Origin of the sequence: Comamonas sp. Z1 (assembly GCF_008121555.1) — a bacterium.
Classification (GTDB): Bacteria; Pseudomonadota; Gammaproteobacteria; order Burkholderiales; family Burkholderiaceae_C; genus Comamonas; species Comamonas thiooxydans.
Map to the genome: position 1 here is coordinate 199,961 of NZ_VOQT01000005.1, position 17,873 is coordinate 217,833.

17 protein-coding genes are annotated in these 17,873 nt (G+C 60.9%); 5 read left to right on the plus strand and 12 right to left on the minus strand.

The window, feature by feature from the left end; translation table 11 throughout:
- The first annotated feature begins 17 nt into the window (after positions 1 to 17).
- Positions 18 to 470 carry an OsmC family protein gene (locus FSY45_RS11815; protein ID WP_012837016.1) on the plus strand — a complete coding sequence of 151 codons (453 nt, stop codon included), beginning with the start codon at positions 18 to 20 and terminating at the stop codon, positions 468 to 470.
- A 59-nt stretch (positions 471 to 529) separates the two neighbouring features.
- Here the strand turns inward: FSY45_RS11815 and coq7 are convergent, their stop codons facing one another.
- On the minus strand, positions 530 to 1,147 hold the full coding sequence (gene coq7, locus FSY45_RS11820) for a 2-polyprenyl-3-methyl-6-methoxy-1,4-benzoquinone monooxygenase (protein WP_046461043.1): 618 nt from the start codon (positions 1,145 to 1,147) through the stop codon (positions 530 to 532).
- A 330-nt stretch (positions 1,148 to 1,477) separates the two neighbouring features.
- Here coq7 and FSY45_RS11825 point away from each other — a divergent pair, with 330 nt between their 5' ends.
- The gene (locus FSY45_RS11825) at positions 1,478 to 2,536 is read left to right on the plus strand and encodes a porin (RefSeq protein WP_046461044.1); all 1,059 of its coding nucleotides are present in this window, start codon (positions 1,478 to 1,480) and stop codon (positions 2,534 to 2,536) included.
- Here FSY45_RS11825 and FSY45_RS27830 read toward each other — a convergent pair whose 3' ends face one another.
- Positions 2,537 to 2,788, minus strand: a complete 252-nt coding sequence (locus tag FSY45_RS27830; protein WP_171832473.1) for a hypothetical protein — start codon at positions 2,786 to 2,788, stop codon at positions 2,537 to 2,539.
- Here FSY45_RS27830 and FSY45_RS11830 point away from each other — a divergent pair.
- Complete coding sequence (locus FSY45_RS11830; protein ID WP_046461045.1) at positions 2,761 to 3,930, plus strand: porin; 1,170 nt, start codon at positions 2,761 to 2,763, stop codon at positions 3,928 to 3,930. The two genes, FSY45_RS27830 and FSY45_RS11830, sit on opposite strands and share 28 nt — an antisense overlap.
- A 158-nt stretch (positions 3,931 to 4,088) precedes the next feature.
- Here the strand turns inward: FSY45_RS11830 and groL are convergent, their stop codons facing one another.
- Positions 4,089 to 5,732 carry a chaperonin GroEL gene (gene groL / locus FSY45_RS11835; RefSeq protein WP_003061955.1) on the minus strand — a complete coding sequence of 548 codons (1,644 nt, stop codon included), beginning with the start codon at positions 5,730 to 5,732 and terminating at the stop codon, positions 4,089 to 4,091.
- Between the two features lie 93 nt (positions 5,733 to 5,825).
- Entirely contained in the window at positions 5,826 to 6,116 is a 291-nt protein-coding gene (groES, locus tag FSY45_RS11840; protein ID WP_003058782.1) for a co-chaperone GroES, read from the minus strand.
- 261 nt (positions 6,117 to 6,377) lie between these two features.
- On the opposite strand from groES, the gene FSY45_RS11845 reads away from it, so the two are divergent.
- Positions 6,378 to 9,011, plus strand: a complete 2,634-nt coding sequence (locus FSY45_RS11845; RefSeq protein ID WP_046461046.1) for a chemotaxis protein CheW — start codon at positions 6,378 to 6,380, stop codon at positions 9,009 to 9,011.
- Positions 9,012 to 9,025: 14 nt separating this feature from the next.
- Here FSY45_RS11845 and FSY45_RS11850 read toward each other — a convergent pair whose 3' ends face one another.
- The 6 genes from FSY45_RS11850 to FSY45_RS11875 all read right to left on the minus strand — a co-directional run bounded on the left by FSY45_RS11850 (position 9,026) and on the right by FSY45_RS11875 (position 15,329).
- On the minus strand, positions 9,026 to 9,364 hold the full coding sequence (locus FSY45_RS11850; RefSeq protein WP_012837020.1) for an H-NS family nucleoid-associated regulatory protein: 339 nt from the start codon (positions 9,362 to 9,364) through the stop codon (positions 9,026 to 9,028).
- A 188-nt stretch (positions 9,365 to 9,552) separates the two neighbouring features.
- Positions 9,553 to 10,047, minus strand: a complete 495-nt coding sequence (locus FSY45_RS11855) for a GNAT family N-acetyltransferase (protein ID WP_012837021.1) — start codon at positions 10,045 to 10,047, stop codon at positions 9,553 to 9,555.
- Positions 10,048 to 10,110: 63 nt separating this feature from the next.
- Positions 10,111 to 11,271: a bifunctional nicotinamide-nucleotide adenylyltransferase/Nudix hydroxylase gene (locus FSY45_RS11860; RefSeq protein ID WP_080944427.1), complete on the minus strand. Its 1,161-nt coding sequence runs from the start codon at positions 11,269 to 11,271 to the stop codon at positions 10,111 to 10,113.
- Between the two features lie 219 nt (positions 11,272 to 11,490).
- Positions 11,491 to 13,194 (minus strand): NAD+ synthase, encoded by a 1,704-nt coding sequence (locus FSY45_RS11865; protein ID WP_046461047.1) that lies wholly within the window; start codon positions 13,192 to 13,194, stop codon positions 11,491 to 11,493.
- Positions 13,195 to 13,210: 16 nt separating this feature from the next.
- Positions 13,211 to 14,413: a nicotinate phosphoribosyltransferase gene (pncB, locus tag FSY45_RS11870; RefSeq protein WP_003061964.1), complete on the minus strand. Its 1,203-nt coding sequence runs from the start codon at positions 14,411 to 14,413 to the stop codon at positions 13,211 to 13,213.
- 67 nt (positions 14,414 to 14,480) lie between these two features.
- Positions 14,481 to 15,329 (minus strand): cysteine hydrolase, encoded by an 849-nt coding sequence (locus FSY45_RS11875; RefSeq protein ID WP_046461048.1) that lies wholly within the window; start codon positions 15,327 to 15,329, stop codon positions 14,481 to 14,483.
- A gap of 122 nt (positions 15,330 to 15,451) precedes the next feature.
- Between FSY45_RS11875 and FSY45_RS11880 the strand changes: the two genes are divergently transcribed.
- Complete coding sequence (locus tag FSY45_RS11880) at positions 15,452 to 16,135, plus strand: NUDIX domain-containing protein (protein WP_046461049.1); 684 nt, start codon at positions 15,452 to 15,454, stop codon at positions 16,133 to 16,135.
- A gap of 72 nt (positions 16,136 to 16,207) precedes the next feature.
- On the opposite strand, the gene FSY45_RS11885 is transcribed toward FSY45_RS11880, so the two are convergent.
- Positions 16,208 to 16,381 carry a DUF1328 domain-containing protein gene (locus FSY45_RS11885; protein WP_003058756.1) on the minus strand — a complete coding sequence of 58 codons (174 nt, stop codon included), beginning with the start codon at positions 16,379 to 16,381 and terminating at the stop codon, positions 16,208 to 16,210.
- Between the two features lie 194 nt (positions 16,382 to 16,575).
- Positions 16,576 to 17,763, minus strand: coding sequence for a methionine adenosyltransferase (metK, locus tag FSY45_RS11890; RefSeq protein ID WP_039049572.1), 1,188 nt, complete (start codon positions 17,761 to 17,763; stop codon positions 16,576 to 16,578).
- Positions 17,764 to 17,873 lie beyond the last annotated feature (110 nt).

A 17,873-nucleotide genomic window follows, 5' to 3' on the forward strand; every position in this document is an offset into this window, starting at 1 on the left:
TTTTGAGAGGAAAAACAATGGAATGCACGGTTAGTTGGACAGGCGCGGCCACCGGAACGCGCTCGGGCATGGGCTTTGTGGCAGAGACCGGCAGCGGCCATGTGGTCAATATGGACGGCGCACCGGACGAGAAGAACCCGGCCAACGGCGGTCGCAACCAGGCACCACGCCCCATGGAGATGCTGCTGGCCGGCGCCGGCGGCTGCACGGCCTACGACGTGGTGCTCATCCTCAAGCGCGGTCGCCACGATGTGAAGGGCTGCAGCGTGCAGCTGACTTCCGAGCGCGCAGAGACCGACCCCAAGGTGTTCACCAAGATCCACATGCAGTTCACGGTCAGCGGCAAGAACCTGCCGGCCGGTGCCGTCGAACGTGCCATCGCCATGAGCCACGACAAATACTGCTCGGCCACCATCATGCTGGGAAAGACGGCAGAAATCACGACGGGTTTCGACATCGTCGAAGCCTGAACTGGACGTTCGATCGAAAAACGGGCCTCAACGGCCCGTTTTTGTTGAACAGGCGCTGATCAGATGCGATGCGCCGTAATCGTCATGACTTTGGCTGCCACACGCATCAGCCCCTGGGCAATCGGGGGCAGTTGCATCGCTCCTTCGTCGATCGCTGCTGCAGCATGACGCTCTTCGTCATCCTTCATGCGCTCGACCACGGCACGCGAAGCCTCGTCCTCCTCGGGCAGGCGGCCCAGATGGCTTGCCAGGTGGGCGGAGACCTGGTTTTCTGTTTCGACCACAAAACCCAGGCTGGCGGCATCGCTGAATTTGGCAGCAATCGTGCCAATGGCAAAAGCGCCAGCAAACCACAGCGGGTTCAGCAACGAGGGTCTGTCACCCAGGGCATGCAGGCGCTCGCGGGTCCAGGCCAGGTGGTCCATTTCCTCGCGAGCGGCATGCAGCAGATGCTCGCGCAACTCCATGTCCTTGGTCACCATGGCCTGGGCGTTGTACAGGGCCTGCGCACAGACCTCGCCCACATGATTGACGCGCATCAAGGCTGCGGAGAGCCTGCGCTGTTCATCGCTCAGGTCGGCTTCGGCGATCCCTGCGGCAGGCGAGCGCTCTGCGGCCACCGGGTCGGCAAACAAAGTGCGAAGAGCTGCATCGGCAGCGGTCAGAAACTTGTCCATGGCTAAAAAGAACTCAGTGCGGCGCCTGTCTGGCGTCAATGCACATAAGGTACACCAGAGTGGCTCATCCGCAACTTGCGCTGGGGCAATCCTAGGCCGAAACCCCTAAGGGTGTGCCCGCTAGTGCGGCTTGGTGTTTGTTGCGGTGGTGCAACGAAAACGCGCCGAATCGAGCAGTTTTGGGTGAATTCCTTTGCGCTGGGCTCGGTGGTCTGGTGCAATAGACCCAACTTCCCCACCAGGAGGTTGGCGCGGGAAACCGGTGGAGCTCGAGGCTCAAGTCTCTCTCCCATAGAACCGGCGCCCTTCTAAACCTTGGAGTAACTCGTAATGAAAAAATCTCTGATCGCCCTGGCAGTGCTGGCCGCTTCCGGCGCCGCAATGGCTCAATCTTCCGTGACTCTGTTCGGTATCGTTGACACTGGCGTTTCCTACGTGGACAACGCTGTGGGCAACGACGCCAAGTACGGCGTGCACAGCAGCGGTAACGCGACCAGCCGTCTGGGCCTGCGCGGTACCGAAGACCTGGGTGGCGGTCTGAAGGCTGGCTTCTGGCTGGAAGGCGAAATCTTCGGCGACACCGGCAACGCTAACGGCTTCGACTTCAAGCGCGAATCCACAGTGCGTCTGTCCGGCAACTTCGGTGAAGTTCGCCTGGGTCGTGAAACCACTCCCACTTTCCGTGCCGGTCTGAAGTATGACCTGTTCGGTGCTACCGGTATCGGCCAAAACATGGGCTACAGCCGTTGGTCTACTCTTGGTGGTTTCGCCGCTTCTGGCGACACAAACACCATCCGTGCCAACAACATGGTGTCCTACTCTTCGCCTAACTTCAACGGCTTCACCGGCAACATCAGCTACGCTTTCGACGAGAAGACTGTTGCTGGTACCAAGGCTGGCCGCTACGCTGGTGGTAACGTTGGCTATGACAACGGTCCCCTGAGCGTGACCGCTGCCTACGGCAACCTGAAGGGTACTGCTGGCGATCGTGACGAAATGTCCATCGGCGCTTCTTACAACTTTGGCGTGGCCAAGGTTGTGGGTAACATCCAGCAAATCAAGTACAAGCCCGATGCTGGCTCCAGCGCCAAGTTCCGTAACTACCTGCTGGGCGTGTCCGCTCCCGTGGGTGGCGTGGGCGAAGTGAAGGCTCAATACGCCTACTACGACCAAGAAGGTCCTGCCAAGGCTCACCAGCTGTCCCTGGGCTATGTGCACAACCTGTCCAAGCGCACTGCCCTGTACGGCACTGTGGCTTACCTGAAGAACCAAGACGGTTCTGCAATGGCCCTGGCTGCCAAGGGTGTGAGCGACACCGTGGGCCTGAAGGCTGACGGTTCCGGCCGCAACCAAGCTGGCGTGCAAGTGGGTATCCGCCACGCTTTCTAATCAATTGCTGGCATAAGCCAGTAATTGCTTAAAAGCTAAAAGGCCTGTCGAAAGACAGGCCTTTTTTATTTCTGGGGTTAAACCTGAAAGGGTGTTTGCTGAGAGGTTTGTCCCCAGAGGGAAAGGCCTGTGTTGTGCTTGTGCCAAAGCTCTCGTTGCCGGAGAAAGCATTTCTAGAATGAAATTTCCACCAACTGTTAGTGAATTAAGAGAGAGGCAACACAATGACATCTTCATTTGTGAAAAAAACATTGGCTTTGGCTGTGCTGGGTTCTCTGGGAACAATGGCTTATGCACAAAGCAGCGTGCAACTGTATGGCATTGTGGATGCAGCGATTCGTCACACGACTAATGAGGGGCCGAATAAAAGCGGTCTGACCAAAATGATCGGTGGCGGCATGTCGGAGAGCCGCTGGGGTATCAATATCAAGGAAGATCTGGGTGGTGGCTTGTCGGCGATTGCCAACCTGGAAAATCGTTTCTGGACGGATTCGGGCACGCCCAGCACCGCTCAGCCTTACTTTGCGCAGTCCTGGGTGGGCTTGCGCAGCACCAGCTTTGGTCAGGTAACCATGGGGCGCCAATACAACGTGCTGTTTGATCTGGTGACCTCTACCTATGCATCGTTCCCATATTCCCCTTATATGGATGCCTACAAGCCTGAAATCGGCATGTCTCTGGGCGCGCGTGCAAACAATATGCTCAAGTACGTTGCCGAGTTCGGGCCGGTTCGTGCAGGGCTGCAGTATTCTTTTGACGAAGGAAATACCTTTGCCAAGAAGGGCGGCAGTATTGATATGACGCCAGGTGGTCTGGCATTGAAAACCGCAGGCGGCTATCTGCGCTATTCTGCCGACGGAATTTCTGTGGGTGGTGCTTTCCAGCGCTCCACCTTGCCGGCCGGCACCGATGTGGATGCCTGGACACTGGGCGGCTCCTATCGCACCGGGCCTCTGTATCTGATGGCTGGTTACGGCCAGAACAAGGTCAAGGATAGTCTCGGTGCTGCGGGGGCTGGTGCCATTTTTGACGCCGGCCTGCTCAATGCATATTGGACAGGCTCTTCCAATGGTGGCTTTATCGCGGGTAATGCGCCCGGAAATTTTGCTAACAAGCGTGAGATGTTCAAGGTTGGCTTTGGCTACCAGGTCACGCCGCAGCTCAATGCAGGTCTGCATTACTACCATGCCAAGCAATCGGGATCGGCGACTGGCGCCTTCAATGGCAAGGCCGACTTTATCGTTGCCGTGGCTGACTATGCCTTCTCCAAGCGCACGGACGCCTATTTCGCGGTGGATCACACCAAGACCAAGGGCGGTGCGGGCGTGATGCTCGACTCCAATGGTGCGAAAAAGCGTACCGGTATCACCATCGGTCTGCGTCATCGTTTCTAAGGCGAATCTCTGCATAAAAAAGCCAGCCCGATATCGGCTGGCTTTTTTATGCTCGGAGCAGCTCGTGAAGCTCGGCGCAAAAGAAAAAGGCCGCAAATGCGGCCTTTTTGTTGTGGGCAAACCAGGTGGAGCAAACCACCCGGTCAGCAGCAGAGCAATTACATGCCCATGCCGCCCATGCCGCCCATGCCGCCCATGTCGGGCATGGCAGGAGCTGCGTCAGCCTTGGGGGCTTCGGCGATCATGCACTCGGTGGTCAGCAGCAGGGAAGCCACGGAAGCGGCGTTCTGCAGAGCAGTGCGAGTCACCTTGGTGGGATCCAGGATACCCATTTCCAGCATGTCGCCGTAGGTGTCGTTGGCAGCGTTGAAGCCGTAGTTGCCGGAACCGTTCAGCACGGCGTTCACAACCACCGAGGGCTCGCCACCGGCGTTGGCCACGATTTCGCGCAGAGGTGCTTCAATGGCCTTCAGAACCAGCTTGATGCCGGCGTCCTGTTCGGCATTGCCGGTAGCCAGGGCGCCAACGGCTTGCTTGGCGCGCAGCAGGGCCACGCCACCGCCGGCCACGATGCCTTCTTCCACAGCAGCGCGGGTAGCGTGCAGGGCGTCTTCCACGCGGGCCTTCTTTTCCTTCATTTCGACTTCGGTGGCAGCGCCAACCTTGATCACGGCAACACCGCCGGCCAGCTTGGCCACGCGCTCTTGCAGCTTTTCACGGTCGTAGTCGGAAGTGGCTTCTTCGATCTGGATGCGGATTTGCTTCACGCGGGCTTCGATTTCGTCAGCAGCGCCAGCACCGTCGATGATGGTGGTGTTTTCCTTGCCGATTTCGACGCGAGCAGCCTGGCCCAGATCTTCCAGAGTCACCTTGTCCAGCGACAGGCCCACTTCTTCAGCGATGACCTTGCCGCCAGTCAGGATGGCGATGTCTTCCAGCATGGCCTTGCGACGGTCGCCGAAGCCGGGAGCCTTCACAGCCACAACCTTCAGGATGCCGCGGATGGTGTTCACCACCAGAGTCGCCAGGGCTTCGCCTTCGACGTCTTCGGCAATGATCAGCAGGGGACGGCCGGCCTTGGCCACAGCTTCCAGCGTGGGCAGCAGGTCGCGGATGTTGCTGATCTTCTTGTCGAACAGCAGCACGAAGGGGTTGTCCAGAATCGCGGCTTGCTTTTCGGGGTTGTTGATGAAGTAGGGCGACAGGTAGCCGCGGTCGAATTGCATGCCTTCGACGACATCCAGTTCGTTGGCCAGGCTCTTGCCTTCTTCAACCGTGATCACGCCTTCCTTGCCGACCTTGTCCATGGCTTGAGCGATGATTTCGCCCACGTCGGAGTCGGAGTTGGCGGAGATCGTGCCCACTTGAGCGATTTCCTTGGAAGTGGTGGTGGCCTTGGATTGCTTCTTCAGCTCTTCCACCAGGGCGGCGACAGCCTTGTCGATGCCGCGCTTCAGGTCCATGGGGTTCAGGCCGGCGGCCACGTACTTGGAGCCTTCGCGCACGATGGCTTGGGCCAGCACGGTAGCGGTGGTCGTGCCGTCACCAGCGATGTCGTTGGTCTTGGAGGCCACTTCCTTCACGAGCTGGGCGCCCATGTTCTGCAGCTTGTCCTTGAGTTCGATTTCCTTGGCCACGGACACGCCGTCCTTGGTCACGGTGGGGGCGCCGAAGGAGCGCTCCAGAACCACGTTGCGACCCTTGGGGCCCAAGGTAACCTTGACTGCGTTAGCCAGGATGTTCACGCCTTCAACCATGCGTGCACGTGCTTCACCGCCGAAAACTACGTCTTTTGCTGCCATTTTTGGCTCCTAAAGAATGAGGTTCAATTGGGCTGCCAGCGCTTGTCAATCAGTCGCCGACAGCCATGAAGAGGAGAATGTGTTCGGGAAGGATTACTTCTCGACGACTGCGAACAGGTCGTCTTCCTTCATCACCAGCAGCTCGTCGCCGTGGATCTTCACGGTTTGGCCAGAGTACTTGCCGAACAGAACGCGGTCGCCGACCTTCACGTTCAGAGCGATCAGCTCGCCCTTGTCATTGCGCTTGCCGGGACCCACAGCCAGCACTTCGCCCTGGTCAGGCTTCTCGGTGGCAGCATCAGGGAGCACGATGCCCGAGGCTGTCTTGGTTTCGTTTTCGAGGCGCTTGACGATCACGCGATCGTGCAGGGGACGCAGGTTCATACCAACTCCTAAATACATCAACAAAGTTGAAACAAGACTTGCCAGCCATCCTGGCCGACATTCGGAATATCTAGGGTCAAGCTGTTAGCACTCAACCCCATTGAGTGCTAATAATAAGGCAAATTCCTGAGCTTTCAAGACCTCTCCCCCGTCGGTCGCAGGACAAATCTGCGAGGAAACAGGGTTTGTTCTTAGTCATGTGTAACGTGTTTTTACAAATAGGCCTGGCTTTTGCTCTGCCAAAACATGCCTCCAGAAACCATGACTGCCCCGGCGCAGCGCGCCCAAGACCTGTTGCAGACAGATGTCTTCATTCCCCATATGCGCCAGGTCGGGCGCTGCGAGAGTTCGCTCAGGGAGCTGAATCTGATGTGGCGGCTCATAGAGTCCTCCGCCAAGATGAACTGCCCACAGGAAGCGCAGGCCTTGCTGCCCATGATGGCCGCCACGCGCGGCGGCTTCGAGCGCCTGGAGCAGGACCTGGTGCAGTCCATGGTGATGCAGGCTGTGACGGGGGTGACGGCGGGGCTGGCCAGTCAGGCACAGCATCTGATCGATACCCTGGTGCGTAATCTCTACGAGCGCACGGCCGACGTGGGGTTTCTGGCGACCGACGCCATGCTGTGCCAGTTCATGGCCGCAGCGGATGGCGACGAGGCGGCCATCACCCAGCGTCTGCGTGCCTACCGCAGCAAGTACACGGTCTACGCGGACATTCTGCTGCTGGATGCCGAAGGCCAGGTGCGAGCGAGTGCGCGCGAGAGGAGTCAGGCCGCAGATCAGTCATGCCGGGATGCATTGATTGCCCGCGCTCTGCAAAGCCAGGGCTTTGTGCAGAGTTTCGGCGCCACCGACCTGCTGCCGGGGCACGGCAGCGCGTTGATCTATGCGCATCGCATGCTGCACGCCGGCAACCGCCAGCCTATTGGCGTGCTGTGCCTGTGTTTTGACTTTGATGGCGAGATGCAAGGCATCTGGAGCGGCCGCGACCAGGTCGACGGCAGTGGCGCACCAGAGGCGCAGACCAGCATCGCCCTGTTGCTCGATGATCGGGGACTGGTGCTGGCCAGCAGCGATCCGCACTGGATTGGCGTGGGTGCGAACGTGCGGCCTCACCGTGATGGTGCGGATTCGCTGTATGTACATGGCGGACGCACCTATCTGGTGCAATCGGCGGCCTCGGCAGGCTATCAAGGCTATATGGGCCCCCAGGGCTGGCGGGCGCAGATCATGACGCCGCTGGAGCTGGCCTTCGGTCTTCAATCGCAAGCGGGTCTGGATGGGCTGGATGCCGCGGTGGCCCAGGGCCTGCTGGCACATGCACATCGCTTCTGCCCACCCCTGCACGCCATACGCAGCGCAGCGGACACCATACGTCGTGTGGTCTGGAACGGCCGCGTCATGACGGCAGGCAAGCAGATGGACAACACGCGGCTGCAGGCCGTGCTGGAGCAGATTGGCGAGACCGGGGCAAGGACCAACGAGGTCTTCTCCCAGTCCATCGATGCGCTCTACGGCACGGTGCTCAATACCGCACTGAGAGACAACAGCCTGTTGACCAGTCTGCTGGTGGATCTGCTCGATCGCAATCTCTACGAGCGTGCCAACGACTGCCGCTGGTGGGCCTTGACGCCGCAGCTGTCCGAATTGCTCGAGGACCAGGCCCTGGGCGAGACGGCCCCGGATCAGGTGAGCGAGGCCTGTGCGCTGCTCACCGCCATTCACGACCTGTATACGGTCTACCAGCAAATCATGGTCTATGACGTTCGCGGCAGGGTCGTGGCCGTCAGCCAGCGAGGCCGCCCGGATGCCGCGGTCCGTGGGCTGCTGGGCACTTATATAGAGATGGACAGCCTGCACCAGGTTCTGGCGCTGGGCGGGACCCAGGCCTATCACGTCTCGCCATGGCGCCCCTGTGTGCAGCACGAGGATGACGGCGCGACCTATGTCTATCACGCGGCCATACGCAATGCCGATGGCGTGGTGCTGGGCGGGATTGGCCTGGTGTTCCATGCACAGCGTGAATTCAAGGCCATGCTGGAAGGCGTGACCGGCGTGCAGGCAGGAGGCGCAACCAGCAGACAGGTGGCTTACCTGAACCGCTCGGGCCTGGTCATGTCCTCCTCGGATGTGCAGCTGCAGCCGGGCATGCAGCTGGATCTGCCGCCACAGATGCTGGCCCTGGCACCTGGACAGAGCATGGCCCGTGCCATGGTGTATCAGGGCCGGTATTGTGTGGTGGCGATCACGGCGGGCAGCGGTTACCGGGAGTTCAAGCGCAGCGATGGCTATCGCGAAGAGGTACTGGCCTTGTCCGTGCAGGCGTTTGGTGCCGTGCAGGACGATGCGCTGGCGGCCGTCTCTCGCCGCAACACCAGGGTGCAAAGCCTGGCGGCGGCCAGCCAGGGCAGTGCAGCCGGCATGGAGATGGCGACCTTTTTTGTGGGGCGCAGCGTGCTCGCCGTGGATGCTGCCTGCGTGCTCGAGGCCCAGAGTGCCTCGGCCATCGCTCCTGTTTCTGCCGGTCGCTTGCCGCATTGCGTAGGCACGCTGGCGCGGCGCAGCCAGGGAGTCGTGGCCGGCTATGTATGGGTCTTCGATCTGGGAGCCCTGCTCTTTGGCAAACCTGTCATCAGGACGGCGCAAAGCCAGGTGATCGTGCTGGAGCTCCAGGGGCTCAAGCTGGGCGTGCTGGTCAGTGATCTCGAAGGCGTGGTGCGCTTCGAGAGCGGGCAGTTGCGACTGGCTCCTGCAATGGCGGGTGCGGCAGATCAGCTTGTGGACCGCTTGATCCGTGCCAATGACGGAGATCTGCTCATCCAATGCCTGAACGTGACGGCCCTGGTGCGCATGCTCAAGGCACCGCTGCCGGCGGAGCAGGCTGCTGGGGGCTGAACGGGCAGGGGCGCTTACTGAACCGGGAACGGGTTTTTTTCGTCGCGCGGCGCGCTGAAGTCCACGGTAGGCGTGGTCTTGATCTCGTACTGGCCGCGATCCTTGCCTTCGATCCACTTCGGGGGCTTGCCGCGGCCGGTCCAGGTCGCACCACTTTCGGGGTCGTAGTACCTGGCTTCGACCTTTTTCTTTTCTTCAGGCTTCCAGGGGAAAACCTGCTGAGAGGTAAAGCCGAAGGTGGCGATCAGTTGCTTGACGGTGGCCAGGGCTTCCTTGGCTTCGGTGCTGCGCGCTTCTTCGATGCGCTTGTCCAGCGCATTTTTCTGAGCGATGAGTTCTTGATAGCTTGGCATTCTGGATTCCAGAGATAGTGTGAAAGGTCAGCACTGATTGCCGCCTTTGTTATTGTTTTGCAAAACCATTCATTTTGGCGCAAGCGCGAACGCGCCGCATTGTTGATGTTGCGTACACTCAATCTGCAAAGGGGCGCACATCACTTCGAAGGGCTGCACACATCACTCTGGATGATCCGGTCTGGGGCTCAAGCCTGTTTGTCACCCGTGGCCATGGCCTGCAGGGCCGAGCCCGTCATGCGATAGCGGATCCACTCGGTCTGTGGCAGAGCGCCCAGGCTGTCATAGAACTTGATGGAGGGCGTGTTCCAGTCCAGGCAACTCCATTCAAAGCGGCCGCAGTCCTTCTCCATGGCGATCCGGGCCAGATGCTGGAGCAGGGCCTTGCCGGCGCCGTGGCCGCGGGCGTCGGGAGTGATGTACAGATCTTCCAGATACAGGCCATGCTGGCCCTGCCAGGTGGAATAGTTGAAGAAATACACGGCAAAGCCCACGGCCTTGCCCTCGATCTCGCAGATCAGTCCAAAGACAGAAGGGTTGGCGCAGAACAGCGTGCGACGCACATGGTCGGGCGTGGCCTTGACCTCATGCTCGGCCTTTTCATAGATGGCGAGTTCACGTACGAAGTGCAGGATCAGGTCGATGTCTTGCTCGGTGGCGGGGCGGATATGGAGCTGGCTCATGGAATAACGGGGAAAAGTAGCTCAAGCGCTTGATGGTCAATCGCTTTCAGCTATGGTTTTCTATCAGGCGACCTCGAGCTCGGGCTCGCTCTGAGCCAGAGTCACGGGCAGGAACTGGCACAGGATCTGGAAATGGTCCTCGAAGAACTCGGCCTCCATGCGAGGCAGATCGGCAATCGGCACCCAGCGGGCCAGGGCGGCGTCGTCCGCGCCCTGTACCGGGGGCAGGCTGGGCTGCACGCCCAGATCCAGATAGTGCACATGGGTGATGGTACGCCCGCGCAGGCTGCGGTCCGGGTGATCGAAGACCTGCACGGCCTGCAGGGCCGCCAGCAGATCGGCCTCGCTGATGGAGGAGCAAGTCTCTTCACGCAGCTCGCGCATGCAGGATTGCCAGAGGCTGTCACGTTGCTCCAGAAAGCCGCCGGGCAGCGCCCAGAGGCCCTGGCCCGGCGCATGGCCGCGCTGGATCAGCAGCACCTGGTCCTGGCCCTTGGCACGGCAGCGCAGCAGCGCATCCACGGTGACGAACACCGGTGCATAAGGCGCCTTGGCCCAGGCCCGCTTGTAGTCCTGCAGCATATGCCATTCTTTTTGCAGGCGCAGATACAGCGGTGTCTGGGCCCAGCGGCGCAGAAAGTCCAGCGTGCTCTCGGGCATCTGGGAGGAAAGCCTGGCCAGAGCAGCATCCATGGTCTCGGGCGAGGCGCCGCCTTCGCCAAAGAAGATTTCGCGCAGCGGCGTGGCGTCGAACTGGCCCAGGCGCGGCAGGCTGATCAGCTCCCAGCCCGGAAAGCGGGCCAGATAGCTGCTGCTGGAGTCCTTGAAATGCCCGACCAGGGCCACGCTCGCGCCTTCGGGCACATGGGCCTGCACGGCTTCGCGCACGGCATGCACCCACAGCGGCTCGTTGTAATAGTCGCGCACGGGAACGCAGCGCACGCGCTCGGCATCTTCTTTCGATAGCGCATTGCGCAGCATCTGCGCGCGCTCCTGCCAGCTGAACGGGTTTTTGGGGTTGGGTGCCTGCCAGGCGCTACCCAGTACCACCACGACCTGGCGAGCCCGCTTCAGTGCGGCATGCAGCAAGGCCATATGGCCGTTGTGCAGTGGCTGAAAGCGGCCGATCAGCACGGCGGTATGCAGGGGCACGGAGGTGGGCAGGATCTCGGGTGCTGCGGCGATGACACGCTTGCTGGAGGTGTTGGGACTGGCTTGAGGCATGAGAGCGAAACCCGTACAGAAATCGGCGCCCGCAAGGGCAAATATTGGTGAAAACGCGCTAAACGCTTACTGGGTAAGCGAGAGTAGCTCACATTTTTAAACGTTTAACCAGGCCCGGCACGGCCAAAGTCGGCATTCGAGACAGGCTGCCAGGCGCTCGGCGACACCCAAGGTGCTGCAAGGCTTTGCCAGCTTGTCTCAAGCAGATGCCGGGCATTGCTATTCGTAGTGTGCCGCAATCGGCATCTGCCGGCCCGTGCCAAAGGCCCGTGGGCGTACTCTGAGCATGGGCGGAGCCTGGCGGCGCTTGTATTCGCTGCGGAACACCAGCTTCTGCACGCGGGCAATGGTCTCGGGCCCGCCGGCCTGGGTGCGCAGCTTGGCCACAAAGGCTGCTGCATGCGCATATTCCTTGTTCGACAGATGCTGGCCCTCGATATGCCATTTGAGAATCTCGTCGAGCACGGCATAGGGCGGCAGGCTGTCCTCGTCCTTCTGGCCGGGAGCCAGTTCGGCCGAGGGCGGCTTGTCGATGATGGCCTGCGGGATCAGCTCGCGGCCCGCATGGCGGTTGATATGGCGTGACAGCTCGAAGACCTCGGTCTTGTACAGATCGCCGAGCAGACCCAGACCGCCGTTGGTGTCGCCATAGAGGGTGCAATAGCCCACAGAGACTTCGGACTTGTTGCCCGTGGTCAGCAGCAGATGACCGAAGGCATTGGAGAACTCCATCAGCGTGGTGCCGCGTGCGCGGGCCTGCAGATTCTCCAGCGCCAGACCCTTGAGCGGTTCGCCAAAGCTGGCCTCGAACTGGCGTGCATAGGTGGTGACCAGCTCCTTGATCGGATGCTCGTAGAGTCTGATGCCCAGATTGCGGCACAGCAGCACGGAGTCGTCGACCGAGCCCGCCGAGGAGTAGCTCGACGGCATGGTGATGCCAACCACGTTGTCCGCCCCCAGGGCATCGACGGCCAGGGTCAGCGTCAATGCCGAATCGATGCCGCCCGAGCTGCCCACCACCACCTGCTTGAAGCCGCAGCGGCGCGCATAGTCGCGCAGGCCCAGCACGATCTGCTGGCGGTAGAACTCCATGGTGGGCAGGCCTTGCGTCGGCACGGCAGGCAAGGCAGTGCCATCACAGGCCTGAAACCGGCCCTGCGCATTCAGCTCCAGCGTGCAGACATCTTCTTCGAAGCGCCTGGCTTCAAAAACCAGTCCCGCCTCGGGCTCGACGGCAAACGATGCGCCGTCGAACACGATCTGGTCCTGGCCGCCGATCTGGTTGATGTAGAGGATGGCCAGCTTGTGGCGCGCCGCCGCCTGGGTGAAGACCTCATGGCGCTGCTCGCGCTTGCCCAGGTGGCTGGGGCTGGCGTTGATGCTGATGACCAGATCGGGGGCCGCATCGCCCATGCGTACAAAGGGGTTGGTGGCGTAGTCGGCGCCCTGGTCGTTCCAGCCGTCCTCGCAGACCAGAAAGCCCACCTGGCAGTTGCCCACGCGCAGCACCTTGGCCGTGTCGGCCCCGGGCTCGAAGTGGCGGCGCTCGTCAAAGATGTTGTAGGTGGGCAGCAGTTGCTTGTCGTACTGCAGGCGGATCTGTCCGTTCTTGAGCACCAATAGGCTGTTGTGCAGCGGTTTGCCGGGGCCATTGTGGCGTGTGGGTGCGCCCACGACCCAGTGCAGATCGGGAAACTGGCATGTGGCCTGCAGCAGCTCCTGCAGACCTGCATCGAGTCTTTGCAGAAAGCTGGGCTCGTCCAGCAGGTCGCCGGGGTAGTAGCCGCACAGCGACAGCTCGGAAAACACCACCAGATCGGCCTGTTCGGCCGCCGCCCTGGTCGCGGCTTCTCTCATGCGGCGGATGTTGCCGCTGATGTCGCCCACCATGTAGTTGAGCTGGGCGATGGTGACTTTCAGCATGATTGCCTCCGAAGATTCAGGCTGCCTTGGCAGGCTCAGGGATGTTGAAGACCTGGCGCAGGTAGGCCAGATAGGTCTCGTCGTTGCACAGCGTCTTGCCGGGCGAGTCCGAAATCTTGGCCACGGGCTGGCCGTTGGCATGGGTCAGCTTCATCACGATATTGATCGTGGTCAGTCCCATGTCGTTGGTCAATCGCGTGCCTATGCCGAAGCCGCACTGGATGCGATCGGCAAAGCGGTGGTAGAGCGCCAGTGCCGTGTCCAGATCGAGTCCGTCCGAGAACACCAGGCGCTTGCTCTGCGGCGCAATGCGCAGCTTTTCATAGTGGGCAATGGCCTTCTCGCCCCACTCGAAGGGATCGCCGGAGTCATGGCGCAGGCCGTCGAAGAGCTTGGCAAAGTACATGTCGAAGTCGGCCAGAAAGGCGTCCATGCCCACGGTATCGGTCAGGGCGATACCGAGGTCGCCGCGGTATTCCTGCACCCAGTCCTCAAGGGCGGCGACCTGGAAGTCGCGCAGGCGCACGCCCAGGGCCTGATAGGTCTGCAGATACTCATGGGCCATGGTGCCAATGGGCACCAGGTTCAGATCACGAGCCAGCAGCACGTTGGACGTGCCCTTGAACCACTGCGCGGTCTCCTGGGCAAAAGCCTGCACCACCTCGCGTTGCCAGGCTCCCGAGAAGCGGCGGCGCACGCCGAAGTCAAACAGCTCGAAGGGGTTGTGCAGCCTGGCCTCGACAGCCAGATGCTTGAGCTGGGCCAGCTTGACCTGCAGGCGCTTGCGGCCTTCGACCAGGGCAGCCCCGGCATCGAAGCGGCGGAAGTACAGCTCGTTGACGATGGCCAGCACATAGATCTCGAAGCCCATCACATGGACTTGCGGGCCCTTGGCCACGATATGGAGCCGGTCGCCCTCGGCCCAGGCACGGATGAAGGCGCGCTGGAACTGGAAGATGCGCAGAAAGTCGATGAAGTCGCTCTTCATGAAACGCAGGCCGGCCAGATAGTCCAGCTCGCCCTGGTCAAAGCGCAGGCTGCACAGGGCGTCCAGCTCGCGTTCCACCTCGGGCAGCAGCTCGGCCAGCGGGAAGGCCGTGGGCGTGCGGCAGACAAATTCGTACTCGGCCTCGGTCTGGGGGTGGCGGTGCAGCATGGCCTGCCACATCGTGAATTTGTAGAGGTCGGTGTCCAGCAGGCTGGTGATGATGGGCTTCATGCCGTTCTTCTTTTCAAAAATATGAGCTGCTAGCGCTTTATCCATGGGAGCTAGAGGCTGATTTGTCTCATAAGCCAAAGCTGGCACTGGTTTCGCAGCGTACACCGGTTGCGCGCATGCGCTGCAGGAAGTCCTGGTGCGCGGCCTCGAATCCGGCGACCGGGCTCATGCAGTCCGTCAGCAGCACGATGCGCGAGTAGTCGTTGCTGCCCCAGTGCTCCACGATGTGCTCGGTGGTGGCGCGCACGCAGTGGCTGCTGGCCTCGCCAGCGATCACCAGGGTGCTGCTCTGGCGCAACTGGGTCAGCAAGGCGGTGTTCAAGCCGGTCTCATCATCCTGCGGGTCGGGAACCTCGGCACGAACGGCGCTGTAGTGCTCGGTCCAGGGGTTCATGCCCTTGAAGACATTGCGGGTGGCACGGTGCTGCAGCTCCTGCCACTGGCGGCAGGCCGCGAGCACGCTGGCATGCACGCCATGGCCCCAGCTGCCGATCTCGCAGTGCAGCGGCCAGACCATCAGGGTGTAGCTGCCTTGGGCCTCCAGCTGATCCAGGTATTGCAGCGTGCGTTCCCGTTCGGCAGCGTTGCGCGGTGCATAGTCGCCGGCACGGACCTGCGCTGCCGTGATCGGGGTGAATGGCAGGACGGCACGGCCATCGCGCTGCTGCCAGAAGGCGGGATGGGCAATGTCATAAGCCTGGTGCGAGTCCAGAGTGATGGTGATCTGGCCCAGCTTGTCTCCCTGGGCTGCCATCCAGCTGCTCAGGCGCTGCATATCGGCATGAGCGCCCGCCACCGCAAGGCTGGGTGCTATCAGCTGATGAGTGTCTGGTGAGTGGGGGCACCAGTCGGCAGGCAGGTCGCAGAAGTCGTTTTGCGGGTCAATGATGAGCAGCTGGGCTTGTGGATGACTCATGGTGTTCAGCTTTCATGCTAGATGCAATGTCTGCAGTCTAAAACACTTAAAATATTTTTGCAACTAAGTATTTTTAGATTGCTGTGAAATAATCAGGCAAGAAAAACTAAGTTGGTAAAAAAATGAATCAAAGCGATGAGCGCAGGGAAGCGGTGCAGGTCAGTGTGGATGTGGTGCTGCTGACCCTGGTGGAGCAGCAGCTGCATGCCGTGCTGCTGCGTCGTCAGGCGGCGCCTTTTGCCGGGGTGTGGGCCTTGCCCGGCGGCTTTATTCATACCGATGAGGATGCGGACGCCAAGGCCAGTGCGGCGCGCGTGCTCAGAACCAAGGTGGGCATAGAAGGTGCGTATCTGGAGCAACTGGCCACTTTCAGCGGCCCGGCACGCGATCCGCGCGGCTGGTCGGTGGCAATCGCCTATTGCGCTTTGCTGCCCGTGCAGAACCTGCCCCCCGATCGCTTCGATATCAGCGTGGTGCCGCTCTCGGCTCTGCCGCAGCTGCCGTTCGATCACCGTGCCATTCTGGACGCAGCCTTGGAGCGCGTGCGCAGCAAAAGCCTGTATTCCTCCTTGCCCGTGCATCTGTGCGGCGAAACCTTCACGCTGCCGCAACTGCAGCAGGTCTATGAAAACATTCTGGGGGAGCCGCTGAACAAGGTCAGCTTCAGGCGCAAGATGGACGAGATGGACTGGCTGGAAGCCGTGCCAGGGGCTATGCAAGGTGGCGGGGCGCACCGACCCGCCCAGCTTTACCGGGCCAAGCCCGGCTTCAGCCAGACGCTGGCGCTGACTGCCCGGGGACTTTGAGGCCAGCCTGCATGAAAAATGCCTGCACAAGGCAGGCATTTGGGTTGGTGTTTCGGGGGCCGGCTGCGTCGACTAGCTGACTGCGCCAATGCCCAGCAGGGCAAGAACCACGAAGATCACGGCAACGGCAATGAAAATAAAGAACAAGATCTTGGCTATGCCGGCTGCGCCCGCGGCTACGCCGGTAAAGCCGAAAACACCGGCCACCAGGGAGATGATGGCAAAAATAATGGCCCACTTGAGCATCGGAACTCCTTTGTCTGAAGCGATGCTTCGAGACTAAGTCGCCAGGCGCGGACCCATGGTGCTCATTTGGGGAAAATCCTTGTCGGCTTGATCCGACAACAAAAAAGCCACCGCGATGGTTCGCGATGGCTTATTGACGAGGCTTGAGGGCTCAAGCCCTCATATCCTCAGGCCCGCTTTTGCGGGTGTCCGAATCACTTCAGACCGGCAGCGGCGCGCAGCAAAGCCGCCTTGTCGGTGCGTTCCCAGGTGAACTCGGGCTCTTCGCGACCGAAGTGACCATAAGCTGCGGTCTTGCTGTAGATGGGGCGCAGCAGATCCAGCATCTGGATGATGCCCTTGGGGCGCAGGTCGAAATGCGCGGCCACCAGCTTGGCGATTTCCGCATCGGGAATCACGCCCGTGCCTTCGGTGTACACGGTGATGTTCATGGGGCGGGCCACGCCGATGGCGTAAGCGACCTGCACCTGGCACTGGCGCGCCAGACCGGCGGCCACCACGTTCTTGGCCACATAGCGGGCGGCGTAGGCGGCCGAGCGGTCCACCTTGGTTGGATCCTTGCCGGAGAAGGCACCGCCGCCATGGGGGCAGGCACCGCCGTAGGTGTCCACGATGATCTTGCGGCCGGTCAGGCCGCAGTCACCCTGAGGGCCGCCCACGACGAAGCGACCGGTGGGGTTGATCAGGTACTTGGTCTCTTGCAGCCACTCGGAGGGCAGCACGGGCTTGATGATCTCTTCGATGATGGCTTCGGTGAACGAAGCCTTCATCTTGGTTGCCGTTTCCGACTGATCGGGGCTGTGCTGGGTGGACAGCACCACGGTGTCGATGCTGTGGGGCTTGCCGTCCACATAGCGCAGGGTCACCTGGCTCTTGGCGTCGGGGCGCAGGAAAGGCAGACGTCCATCCTTGCGCAACTGGGCCTGGCGTTCCATCAGGCGGTGTGCGTAATAGATGGGCGCGGGCATCAGCTCGGGCGTTTCGTCGCAGGCATAGCCGAACATCAGGCCCTGGTCGCCAGCGCCGGTGTTCAGCTCGTCATCGCTGGCCTTGTCCACGCCCTGGGCGATGTCCTGGCTTTGCTTGTCGTAGGCGACGAGTACCGAGCAACCCTTGTAGTCGATGCCGTATTCGGTGTTGTCGTAGCCGATGCGCTTGATGGTGTCTCGTGCAACCTGGATGTAGTCCACATTCGCACCAGTGGTGATTTCACCGGCCAATACCACCAGACCGGTGTTGGTCAGTGTCTCGGCAGCCACGCGGCTGTGCGGGTCTTGGGTGAAAATAGCGTCCAGAATCGCGTCAGAGATCTGGTCGGCGACCTTGTCGGGGTGGCCTTCAGAAACCGATTCCGAGGTAAACAGAAAATCGCTGTTCGCCATTGATATAACTCCTTGTAGCTTGGGCAATTGCGTTGCCCGAGCTTCGAAGTCTGGCGAACGCTTTAGCAGTTTTGTTTTTACGTCGCCCTGCAAGTTGCTCTTTAACTCAG